The organism is Rothia gullae (genome assembly GCF_024294905.1).
GTDB lineage: Bacteria > Actinomycetota > Actinomycetes > Actinomycetales > Micrococcaceae > Rothia.
The window spans coordinates 7,618-19,261 of record NZ_JANCOC010000015.1 but is presented as its reverse complement, the minus strand read 5'-3'; the positions used below and the strand labels follow the sequence as shown (position 1 = coordinate 19,261).

The window sequence follows — 11,644 nt, the reverse complement described above, 5'->3', positions numbered from 1 at the left end:
GGGTGTCAATCGTCCGTTGTTTAAGGGGGGGGGGGGGCCCCCCGGGGGGTGGCCCGCCCGCCCCCCAAAAAAAAATCCAAAACCAACCGGGGCGCAACCCTACAACTATTGGGTAACCCCCACCTTTACTCTATGTAGCTTTCAGCTCAGCGCAGCGTGCAGCTCGGCACAGTGCTCAGCCCCGCAACAGAGCCTAGAGGGCCTCGCTCACGCGGCCAGTATCCACCAGCACCTGCGCAATGTGACCCAGCGCCTCCTCATTCTGCAGCGAAGAAACATCGCCCAAAGAACGGCCCTGGTACAGCTCACCGAGCAGACGGCGAGTAATCTTACCCGAACGGGTCTTCGGGATATCGGCAACCGCCACAACATCCTTCGGCTTAGCAATCGGGCCAATGTGCTCACGCACATGGTCAGTCAGCGCCGCCTTCAGCTCATCCTCAGTCAGGTCCTTACCCTCATCGGTGAGCGTCACGTAGGCGACCGCCTGGTGACCGGTCAGCTCATCCTCCACGGGGCAGACACCAGCCTCAACCACAGCCGGGTGAGTCACCAGAGCCGACTCAATCTCAATCGTGGACAGACGGTGACCCGAAATGTTAATCACGTCATCAATACGGCCGAGGATGTACACGTTACCCTCTTCGTCTTCCTTCGCGCCGTCGCCGGCCAGGAACCAGCCGCGCTCGCCGTAGTGACGCCAATAGGAATCCAGGAAACGCTGCGGGTTCTGCCACACGGTACGAGCCATCGAGGGACCAATCTTATCGACCACGATGAAGCCCTGCTTGCCGGGTTCGACCGGATTACCGTGCTCATCCACCACGCGGGTGGACACGCCGGGAACGGCGCGGGTAGCGCAACCGGGCAGGGGAGTACAGTGCGGGGTGCCCTCCGGGTAGGTGTCCTCGGGCGCGAATGCCGGGTCGTGCGGGCGCGGGGAGCACACGGTCGAACCGGTCTCCGACTGCCACCAGGTGTCGATGAACGCCGCGGTGCCGCCGCCCACGTGCTGACGCAGCCAACGCCACGCCTCCGGGTTAATGGATTCACCCACAGAACCGAGCAGACGCACGGTCGAGAAGTCGTACTTGCCGGGCTCCGGGCCGTTCGGGAACGCACCCATGAGGGAACGAATCAGGGTCGGGGCGGTGTAGTAGTTGGTCACGCCGTAGCGTTCGATGACCTCAAAGTGGCGGCCGAAGTGTGGGGTGTTCGGGGTACCCTCGTAAATCACCTCGGACACGCCGTTGACCAGCGGGCCGTAGATTTCGTAGGTGTGCGCGGTCACCCAGGCGAGGTCGGCAGTACACCAGTGAACGGTGGATGCAACCTTTTCCGGGTCATTGACCGCGGACAGCTCGTCGGGGCGCAGCACACCGTTCTCGTCCACGTAATCCGGCAGCAGATCGTACAGCAGCGCGTGAGTGTACGCGGTCTGCACCAGGTAGCCGCCCATCGTGTGCACCAGGCCCTTGGGCTTACCGGTCGTGCCGGAGGTGTAAATAATGAACAGCGGGTCCTCGGCGTCGTGCAGTTCGTAGGCGTGAGTATCCGGCTGGTCGTCCACCAGGTCGTGGTACCAGACATCGCGGCCCTCAGTCCACGGCACAGCGGCGTGCGCTACCGGGTCGGAGGCGCTGGTGCGGTCCACCACGATAACGTGCTCAATGTTGTTCTCGCCGGAGCATGCTTCGTCGGCGTTCACCTTCACGGGAACGACCTTGCCGCGGCGGTTCTGGCCGTCGGTGGTGATGAGGACCTTCGCGCTGGTGTCTTCCACACGGAACTTCAGCGCCTCGGCGGAGAAACCACCAAAGACGAGGGAGTGAATCGCGCCAATACGCGCGCAGGCGAGAGTGAAAATAATGGTTTCGGGGATGACAGGCAGGTAGATGACCACACGGTCACCCTTGCGCACGCCCAGGGACAGCAGCCCGTTCGCTGCCTTCGCGATGCGGCGCTGCAGCTCTGTGTAGGTGATGGCCTCACGGTCGCCGGGTTCACCTTCAAAGTAGAGGGCTACCTTGTCGCCGCGGCCCGCCTCCACGTGGCGGTCTACGCAGTTGTAGGCGACGTTGAGCTTACCGCCTTCGAACCACTTAATTTCGGGGATGCTGAACTGTTCGATGCCGTCCTCATCGAAGCCGAGGGACTTTGGCTTTTCGAAGCGGTGCGCGGTGTGCCAGGGCTCAGCCCAGGTGAGTCGCTGCGCCTGCTTCTCCCAGAACGCGACGCGTGCCTCGTCAGATTCGAGGGCGGGGTTCGGGGTGGGGTTCAGCGGGTCGGTGAACGAGTAGGGGGTGGGCAGTCCCATTATTCTCCCATCGGTTGCTGGCATTAGCACCCTTGCTCGCCGTGCCGCTGTCTGTGTGACCGTGGGGTCTGTGTGTGCGTTGGCGAGGGGGTTGCTGCGACGTCGTTGAGCCAGGTCTCTCGGTCGCTCTGGATGGTTTGCCTTCTTAGTAAAGCGCGCTCGAGGGGGTGGACGCAAAGGGAACCGTCATATTCGGAATGGTGAGTACCAGTTCGTAATATAACGACATATTTAAAGACCCCGCCCCGCGCTCACTGCTGTGGGGCGCGGGGCGGGATTCATCATCATTCAGTAGGCGACAGGTTTCCCCGCCGACTTCTTTCTCCGGCGCGTAGCGATGATTAGCTCACCTTCAGAGGAGCAACCACGCGGCGGACATCTCTCCTAAAACTCAGCGCGTGCTGAGTGTTGTGTTTAGCTGTGGTGCTAATTGCTGGTGGTGTTAGTTGCTGGGGTACTTCGCCTTCACCCAGCGCTCGAAAACACCCACCAGGGCGTCGGTAATCTTACCGAGCACCGCCAGCGCCACAATAGCCAGCAGCAGGCGGTCGGTGCGGCCGTTGTTCTGCGAGTCAGTCAGCAGGTAACCCAGACCCATGGATGCACCCAGCAGCTCAGCGGCGACCAGGAACAGCCACGCCTGAGCCAGCGCCAGACGCAGACCCGAAACGACCGACGGCAGAACCGCGGGAAGCTGAACCGTGGTGAACAGGCGCAGACCCTTCAGGCCGAAGGCGCGTGCCGCCTCCACAAGCTTGGGGTCAACGTGCGCCAGAGCCGCAGAAACTGTGGTGTACACCGGGAAGAACGCACCAATAGCAACCAGGGTCACCTTGGAATTCTCGCCAATACCGATCCACAGCAGAAGCAGCGGAACCCACGCCAGGGACGGCACGGCACGCAGCGCACCAATGGTCGGTGCGGCAATCAGGCGAACCGGTGCAGACAGGCCAATCAGCGCACCCAGCACCAGGCCGAGCACGGCACCAATGCCGAAACCAATCAGTACACGCTGAGTAGAAATCGCCACGTGCCGGCCCAACTCGCCGCGCTGCGCCAGCTCAACACCGGCGCTGACCACACGGTCGGGGGAGGGGAGCTGAACCTGGGTGAACACGCCGTTCGTGCTCAGAATATACCAGAGGGCAATCAACGCCAGGGGAAGAATCAGACCCAGGTACTGTTTACCGGCGAACGGGTTCGACGGCAGCTTCACGGAAGAGACACGCTTCTCGGCACGCTCAGCGCGAGCGCTGGAGGCGGCGGTAATCGTTGCGGCGGTCATTACTTCTCAACCACCTTTGCGATCTTCTCGACGGCTGCGCTGTCAGCCTTCTTTGCGAACTGGTCGTCCACAATGCTGTTCAGTGCCTTGTCCACGTCGGACTGGGAGGGAACGTCGCCGGACTCCACCAGAATAGGGCCGACACCCTTGAGAACCTCAACCTGCTTAGCGCCCGGAACCGGATCGATATCCAGGTGGGTGCGCTCCATGACGACCTGAGCGGTCTCGTGCTTAATGCCGGACTCCTCCTCGACAATCTTCACAGCCTCTTCGGGGTTCTTCTTAGCCCAGGCGCGAGCGTACTCGTACACGTCCACGATGGTCTGTGCGGCGGTCGGGTTGGACTGAATGAACTTCTCGGTCGCGTTTAGGAAGCCGTAGGTGTTGAAGTTCAGGTTGCGGTAGAAGAGTACGTCGCCGCTTTCCACCTCAGCGGCAGCCATGATCGGGTCCAGGCCGCTCCACGCGTTGACCTGACCGTTATCCAGGGCGGTGCGGCCGTCGGCGTGCTGCAGGTTCTGAATGGTCAGGTCCGAAGCGGAAATACCCTCCTGCTTGAGTGCCTGCAGCAGCAGGAAGTAGGGGTCGGTACCCTTGGTCACGGCAACGGTCTTACCCTTCAGATCCGCGACCTTAGTGATGCCCGAATCCTTGCGGGTCACCAGCGCCGACCATTCGGGCTGCGAGTAGAGGCTAATGACCTTGATGGGGGAGCCATTAGCACGTGCCAGCAGCGCCGCCGAACCGGCGGTCGAGCCAACATCAATATTGCCGCTACGCAACGCCTCATTCGCCTTGTTCGAACCAGCCGACTTGACCCACTCAACCTTCTTACCCTCCGCGGAGAGGGCGGTCTCAAGCCAACCCTTCTTGCGGATAATCAGGGACAGCGGGTTGTAGGTCGCGTAGTCAATGGTCACGGTGTTCTGACCGCCACCACCGGCAGCACCGGAGGCGTTAGCGGAACCGGAACCCTCACCGGCGCAGGCGCTGAGCAGAGTAGCAAAAGCGGCGGCTGCGGCAAGGGACTTGAGGGCGGTACGGCGAGACGGGGAGTAAGTCATGATGAAATCTTTTCGCTTCTGAAGATGATGATGTGATGTGTAAAAAATGCGTTTCGTTGCGGCTTTAGGCGTTATCTTCCACGCCGAGCTCAGCCAGCAGCTCGCTACGCAGCGCCGTAAGCTCTGCATCGGCGCGGTCACGCGGGTGAGAACGGTCAACGGTCACAATGCGCTGGATGGTGGCGGGTGCCTCCGGGGTGTCCTTACCGAGGACAATAACCCGGTCAGAGAGGTACAGCGCCTCTTCCACATCGTGGGTGACCAGCAGAATCGTGGTTGGGTCTTGACGGTGCACGTCCAACAGCAAATCCTGCATGTTGATGCGGGTCAGCGCGTCCAGAGCACCAAAGGGCTCGTCGAGCAGTAGCACGCCGGGGTTGCGTGCGAGCGCTCGCGCCAGGGACACGCGCTGAGCCATACCGCCTGAAATTTCCTTGGGACGGTGGGTTGCGTACTCGCCCAGCCCGACCAGGTCGAGCAGACGCGCTACGGATGCTGCGCCTTCAGATTTTTTGGTGCCCTGCGGCAGCCCGAGCGCCACGTTGTCGGCGACGGTGCGCCAGGGCAGTAGGCGCGGTTCCTGAAAGCCGATAGCTACGCGGGGGTCGAGGCCGGTTACTGCCTTCTCACCGATACGTACGGTACCTGCGGTGATGCGGTTCAGGCCTGCTGTTGCACGCAGGAGGGTGGATTTGCCGCATCCGGAGGATCCGATGACGGAGATAATCTCGCCGGGGGCTGCGGTGAAGGAGACTCCGCGAAGAACTTCGTGGGTTCCGCCGGGCACGGGGAAAGATTGTCCGACGTCTTCAAAGCTCAGGGGGACGGCGGCGGTGGATACGGCACGGCGGCCGGTGTTTTCACTGGTGGGTACGTCAGTTACTGGACTGTTGAGTGTCATGTCACTTCCATCGGTCCTGGCGTTAGCACCGGCGGTTAGGGGGATTCCGCAATCGGTTGCTGCGACGTCGTGGAGCCAGGTCTCTCAGTCGCTCTGGATGGTTTGCTTCTCTCACCCTAGAAGGCACGTTACGCATCTCCCAAACTTGAGGCGGCGTATGAATTTCTATGACCGTATATTTCGCATTTATCACGAAATATTTCGATTCTACGTCACAAAAAGATTTTTTCGTCACAAACGTGACCTCCTTCCCGCGCGCCCCGTACACTCAAACCACGAGATTATGAGTCCCGGCGCTAAGCTCTGGCTAGCTGGGCGGCAACCCTCTCCCGTAGCGGGGTGCCCCAGATGATGATCTGGCCTCAACGTTACGAGGCAAGTACGGCGCGAACGCGCCACCTGCACGAAGGCCACCACCGAACGCAGAAGGCAAGAAGGAGGCGGCGCGCGGGGTGCAGGGCCCTAACCCGATCGTCCCCCGATCATTCGCGAAAGGAAAATCGATGGCTGAGCAGAAGAAGCGCATCGTAGTTAACGCATTCGAAATGACCTGCATTGGTCACCAGAGCTTCGACCTCTGGCGTCACCCGCGCTCCCGCGCAACCGAGTACAACACCATCAAGTACTGGACTGACCTGGCTAAGACCCTTGAACGCGGCCTGTTTGACGCCGTGTTCATCGCTGACGTTGTTGGCATCTACGACGTGTACAAGAACTCTGCCGCTCCCGCCATTGAGGGTGCCGCTCAGGTTCCCGTGAATGACCCCGCAACCCAGATTTCTGCAATGGCTGCAGTGACCGAGCATCTCGGCTTCGGTGTGACTGCTGCCGCTACTTTCGAGCAGCCCTACACCCTGGCTCGCCGCTACGCCTCCCTCGACCACCTCACTGAGGGCCGCGTCGGCTTCAACGTGGTGACTTCTTACCTGCCTTCGGCTGCTGAGAACCAGGGTCTGCCCACCCAGATCCCGCACGACGAGCGTTATGAAATCGCTGACGAGTTCCTGGACGTCTGCTACAAGCTGTGGGAAGGCTCCTGGGAAGACGGCGCAGTCATCAAGGACCGCGAGCGCGGCATCTACGCTGACCCCTCCAAGGTCCACCCGATTGGCCACAAGGGCAAGTACTTCTCCGTGCCCGGCATCTCCCTGACTGAGCCGAGCCCGCAGCGCACCCCCGTGATCTTCCAGGCTGGCGCATCCAGCCGTGGCCAGCAGTTCTCCGGCAAGCACGCTGAGGCTGTGTTCATCAGCGCCCTGCGCCCCGACCTGACTCGCGTTGTGACCGACCGTATTCGTGCCGCTGCCGAGGAGCAGGGCCGTAGCCGCGACGACGTCAAGATCCTCGCAATGCTCTCCGTCATTGTGGATGAGACCGAAGAGAAGGCAAAGGCAAAGTACGAGGAGTACAAGAAGTACATCAACCTCGACTCTGCACAGGCTATCATCGGCGGCTGGTCCGGTGTTGACCTGTCCCAGTTCGACGAGGACGAGGTCCTGAACTACGTGCAGACCGAGTCGATTCAGTCCTTCCTGACCCCCTTCACTCTGCAGGCGAAGGACAAGAAGTGGACCCGCAAGGCCATCGCTGAGCACACCACCCTCGGCGGCATGGGCGATGTCATTGTTGGTGACCCGGTTCAGGTTGCTGACGAGCTGGAGCGCTGGATCGACGAGGGCGGCCTGGACGGCATCAACCTGGCTTACCACGTCTCCCCGGGTTCGTTCGAGGACTTCATCGAGTACGTTGTTCCCGAGCTGCAGAAGCGCGGCCGCTACCGCACCGAGTACGAGGGCAACACCCTGCGTGAGAACATCTTCGGTAAGGGTCACACCAAGGTTGCTGACAGCCACCCGGCTGCTAAGTACCGCGGCGCATACGTGGGTAAGCCTTCGGCTGCTGACACCCCGGCTCGCGCGATCGCTGAATAAGCGTTGCCGCTGAAGCGTACCGTGTAGGTTCGCTCAAACTTAACGATTGAAAACAAGAACGCCCGTTCTGCTGGAGGATTTGTTTCCCCGGCAGCGCGGGCGTTTCTTTGCGCTGTGCTTTCTCGATGCGACACTTTCTTGACATAGCGCATTCTTTATACTGGGTGGCATGACTGAACTGAACCAGGTTGAACTTAACCATGATGACCGCTGCCCCTGCTCGAGCGGCGAGGTGTACGGCGCCTGCTGCGGCAGGTTCCTGGGCGAGTTTGCCGCCTCCGGCACGTTGACTGCTCCCGCGCCGGAGCAGCTGATGCGCTCGCGTTTTACCGCGTTTGCGGCAGGGGATGCGGCGTATCTGCTGGCGAGCTGGCATCCGAGTACTCGCCCGGCCGCCTTGGAGTTGGAGGATGATATCCGCTGGTATCGCCTGGATATTCTGGGTGCTTCGGGTGGCCCGTTTGATGCGTCCGGTACGGTGGAGTTCGTTGCGTATTACCGTTCGGTGCCGGGTGTTCCTGCGGAGGAGCGGGTGAAAGGCAGCATGCATGAGCTGTCGCGCTTTGAGAAGGTGGGCGGCGCCTGGTTCTATGTGGATGGTGACGTTCGCTAAATCTCGTAACTTTCCCTGCCTCGCGTACGTGCAGAGTGTGGACATAGAAGAAATGGCAGAATCATTCCGAAAACGGAACAATTCTGCCATTCTTTGTTTTAGTTAGCTTCTGTCTTTTAGAAGATTTTCAAGATAGTTCTCTAAACGAGAGGTTACCTCCAGCTCGCGGTCAGAAATAATGCCGGTGTATTCCTGGAGCGACCTCGAAATACCGTCATGAAGGCGATATATCTGTTTTCCAGAAAGCATCGGGATATCTCGACGCTCTTGAGAATTAAGAACTGAAGATAAAAGAATAATGTCTCGGAAATGCCGACTTTTATCGGAATCTCCATTGTTGAGCAGAGCTGATACCTTCTCATAAAGAGCCCCCAAACCATCAGGGACATTGACTGTAAACTGGCGATCGGCGCAGAGTACAGATGCTTTACGGGTACGCTCAAGTCCAAACTGGGCACCACGAGTCTCGAGCAGGCGACCAAACCCTGGATACTCATAGGTGCGAGCGGACTCCGACTGTCCCGAAGGGATGAGGATATCTATCTGGGCTTCGCCGCGAACCCACCGGTGATTTTGGCCTGATGCGTTGAACCCTGCAATTGAAAATCCGGCATTGCTAAGAGCCTCATGGAACTGACGAACATACGCTCGTGATGCGCGGATATCAAGAATAACGTCGATATCGTGAGTGGATCGAGAACCCGCGTAGCTTCGCTCTGCAGCCAACAGACGCATCATGCTTCCGCCTGCCAGGGACCATCCTTGCGGCATAATCTCTGAGATATCAGCCAGACCAAGCCAAGAGGCACGCTCTGCCCCAATAGCAGGAATCAAAATAGGGGATGCGGTCATGACTAAGACGCTTTCTTGAAAACAGAATCTTGAAGAATGCGCTCTGCCTCAGCGGAGCTTCGCGGATCCCCCAAATCTAGAAGATCTACCGCCACATGCAAGGGCAGAATATGGGGTGGCTCATCGCATTCACGCAAGATAATGTTCGCTGAATCTACAGACGCCGGAAGCAGGTTGTACAGAAAAATGATGTTCTCTAAATCCTGGCTTGAAACATATGCATCAACCATTGAGCCGTACACCTGAGAAATATCGCTACTAATGCCGGTAAGCGACAATGCAGGGTCTTCCAAAATTGCAGGAATTTCAGCGGGAGGAGCCTGCAGATGATGCACTTTCAGACCGCGGCGGGCTCGGTATCGCTCAACAGACGCAGGTCCTTGTACCTGAATTGCTGAGGCGCGTTCTTTTGCCCTGCGGCGTTCCTCAGCAGATAGAACAGATGACTGACCATCGCAGTAACGCGCCAAAGCGTTGAATGCTTCAAAGGAAATAGGACGGCCAGCATTGCTGCGGTGCGCAGCGGGAAGAGCGTCGACAACCCAGCGGCTTCCCAATTTACGACCTTGGAGCATTCCACGTTCTAAGCGGGCGCGCACGCTTCGCTGTGAAACCTTAGCTTCTTGAGCATACTCTTGAACGGACATCATGGCAGAATCATACCGAAAACGGAATGATTCTGCCATGATTTTCTCGCACCTGGGAGCGATAAGGAACATGTAAGAGCGAACCAGATACGTCAAAGGCAGGCCCTTCGGCAGCTTGAAAACTTACATTCTCAGCCGCATCAGGAACCTGCCTTCAGCAAATATGTAGACTGTCGGACTTAGCTAGTCCAGCCGTTAATGATGCCCATACCGAAGTAAATCACGAACACCGCAGAGACCAGGTACATCAGCCAGTGCACGTCCTTACCGCGGCCCTGCACCAGGCGAATGAAAGTGTACGCCACGAAGCCGGCACCAATACCGTTCGCAATCGAGTACGACAGCGGCATGAAAATAATGGTCAAGAACGCCGGAATACCCAGACCCCAGTCAGTCCAGTCAATATTCACCGCCTGGCGGATCATCAGGAAGCCGACCACGACCAGCGCCGGAGCAACCGCCTCGAAAGGAACGATGGTGACCAACGGCGAAATGAAAATCGCCAGCAGGAACAGCACACCGGTCACAATGTTCGCGAAACCGGTGCGTGCACCCGCACCAATACCGGTAGCGGACTCCACGAAAATCTGGTTCGCCGAACCGGACGCGCCACCACCGATAACGGAACCGAAAGCGTCCACGAGCAGGACCTTATCGATGTCCTCAACCTTGCCGTCCTTCATGGTGCCAGCCTCGGCGGCAAGGCCCACGGAAACGCCCATCGCGTCGAAGAACACAGACAGCAGAATAGTGAACACCAGCAACGAAGCAGCCAGCGGACCGATGTGGGTGAATGCGCCGAACAGGTCAGCAGAACCGATGAGGGAGAAGTTCGGGGTGGTGAACTTCATGTCCGCCAGGGAAGGCACGTTCAGGGACCAGCCGGTCGCCGCATCTTTCACGGAACCGGAGGGGACAGCCGCCTCCAGAATCAGGGACAGTGCGGTGGAGGCGAGCACGCCCCACAGAATCGCACCCTTCACGTTACGGATGAACAAGGCGATAGTGAGGAACAGGCCGAAGAGGAAGACGAGGGTGGGCCAGCCGAGCAGGTGACCGCCCGCGCCGAGGCTCACCGGAACGGTGGTGCCAGCTGCGTCAGGCATGCGGCGGATCATGCCGGAGTCGACCAGACCGATAAAGGAAATGAAGAAGCCGATACCGACCACAATTGCGGTCTTGAGCGACTCGGGGACCGCCTCAAACACCGCGGTACGGAAGCCGGTGAGCACCAGAACGGTCATGATCAGACCGGCAAGAACGACCAGGCCCATGATGTCTGCCCAGGTCAGGTTCGGGGTGGTGGCAATGGTGGAGGCGAGCAGCGCGTTCACGCCCAGGCCAGCCGCCATGGCGAAGGGTTGCTTGGCGATAACACCCATGAGGATGGTCATCACGCCGGCAACCAGCGCGGTCACAGCCGCGACGGGGGCGATACCGAGGGAGCGTTCGGATGCGTCAGCACCGGTACCGATGATGAGGGGGTTCAGCACCACGATGTAGCTCATGGCGAAGAATGCGGCGAGGCCGCCGCGGAATTCTGCGGCGATGGAGGAGCCGCGTTCGGAAATCTTGAAGTAGCGGTCGAGCGCGCTGGTGGGCGTTGCCGCCTTCTGAGGTTCAGACATGTGAGGATCCGTTGATGTTGTTCGGTGTGTACTGTTGCGTCGCCGGTTTCGAGGGTGAAGCTCGCGGGTAAATTTCACGGGCTAGGCTCGCGGGTAAATCCCGGGTTAGGCGCCACGATGGTTCAACCATTGTAGGCGCCGCCTCCTAGATTGTGCCGTTGAAACGCTTTGTGTGCGGCGGTTCAGCCGGTGATGTGCTATTTCCCCGACCCTTGCAGCCAGAATTGGGTAGTTGGGGTAGAAGGAAGAATAGCGCAGGGCGGGGGGGTGGGGGCCCCCCAACGGGGGCCCCACCCCCCCCCGGGGGGGCCCCCCCCCCCCCCGGGGGGGGGGGGCGCCACCCCGGGGGGGGTGGCCCGGCCGGTGGGGGGGGCCCACCCCCCCCCCCTGCGCTATTCTTCCTTCT

General features: G+C 59.8%; 9 protein-coding genes and 2 riboswitches. Of the genes, 2 read left to right on the top strand and 7 right to left on the bottom strand.

The features are described from left to right. Window positions 1-193 precede the first annotated feature (193 nt). The 4 genes from NML54_RS08300 to NML54_RS08285 form a co-directional block, all read right to left on the bottom strand. Complete coding sequence (locus NML54_RS08300; protein ID WP_254757418.1) at window positions 194-2,317, bottom strand: AMP-binding protein; 2,124 nt, start codon at window positions 2,315-2,317, stop codon at window positions 194-196. 442 nt (window positions 2,318-2,759) lie between these two features. Beyond that, window positions 2,760-3,602, bottom strand: a complete 843-nt coding sequence (locus tag NML54_RS08295; RefSeq protein WP_049350468.1) for an ABC transporter permease — start codon at window positions 3,600-3,602, stop codon at window positions 2,760-2,762. Then, a complete protein-coding gene (locus NML54_RS08290; RefSeq protein WP_254757416.1) occupies window positions 3,602-4,666 on the bottom strand; it encodes an aliphatic sulfonate ABC transporter substrate-binding protein in 1,065 nt (354 codons plus the stop codon). The genes NML54_RS08295 and NML54_RS08290 overlap by 1 nt, the downstream gene beginning before the upstream one ends. 64 nt (window positions 4,667-4,730) lie before the next feature. Continuing rightward, a complete protein-coding gene (locus NML54_RS08285) occupies window positions 4,731-5,567 on the bottom strand; it encodes an ABC transporter ATP-binding protein (RefSeq protein ID WP_254757415.1) in 837 nt (278 codons plus the stop codon). Window positions 5,568-5,571: 4 nt separating this feature from the next. Next, window positions 5,572-5,671: riboswitch (SAM riboswitch) on the bottom strand. Window positions 5,672-5,846: 175 nt separating this feature from the next. Continuing rightward, a riboswitch (SAM riboswitch) is annotated at window positions 5,847-5,955 on the top strand. A gap of 115 nt (window positions 5,956-6,070) precedes the next feature. Between NML54_RS08285 and NML54_RS08280 the strand changes: the two genes are divergently transcribed. Both NML54_RS08280 and NML54_RS08275 read left to right on the top strand, forming a co-directional pair. Continuing rightward, the gene (locus tag NML54_RS08280; protein WP_049327388.1) at window positions 6,071-7,498 is read left to right on the top strand and encodes an LLM class flavin-dependent oxidoreductase; all 1,428 of its coding nucleotides are present in this window, start codon (window positions 6,071-6,073) and stop codon (window positions 7,496-7,498) included. Window positions 7,499-7,667: 169 nt separating this feature from the next. Then, a complete protein-coding gene (locus NML54_RS08275; RefSeq protein WP_254757414.1) occupies window positions 7,668-8,111 on the top strand; it encodes a YchJ family protein in 444 nt (147 codons plus the stop codon). A gap of 102 nt (window positions 8,112-8,213) precedes the next feature. Here the strand turns inward: NML54_RS08275 and NML54_RS08270 are convergent, their stop codons facing one another. The 3 genes from NML54_RS08270 to NML54_RS08260 all read right to left on the bottom strand — a co-directional run bounded on the left by NML54_RS08270 (window position 8,214) and on the right by NML54_RS08260 (window position 11,238). Next, window positions 8,214-8,963: a hypothetical protein gene (locus NML54_RS08270; RefSeq protein WP_254757413.1), complete on the bottom strand. Its 750-nt coding sequence runs from the start codon at window positions 8,961-8,963 to the stop codon at window positions 8,214-8,216. A 2-nt stretch (window positions 8,964-8,965) separates the two neighbouring features. Continuing rightward, the gene (locus NML54_RS08265) at window positions 8,966-9,649 is read right to left on the bottom strand and encodes a hypothetical protein (protein ID WP_254757412.1); all 684 of its coding nucleotides are present in this window, start codon (window positions 9,647-9,649) and stop codon (window positions 8,966-8,968) included. Window positions 9,650-9,789: 140 nt separating this feature from the next. Next, window positions 9,790-11,238: an NCS2 family permease gene (locus NML54_RS08260; RefSeq protein ID WP_254757411.1), complete on the bottom strand. Its 1,449-nt coding sequence runs from the start codon at window positions 11,236-11,238 to the stop codon at window positions 9,790-9,792. Between the last annotated feature and the right edge of the window lie 406 nt (window positions 11,239-11,644).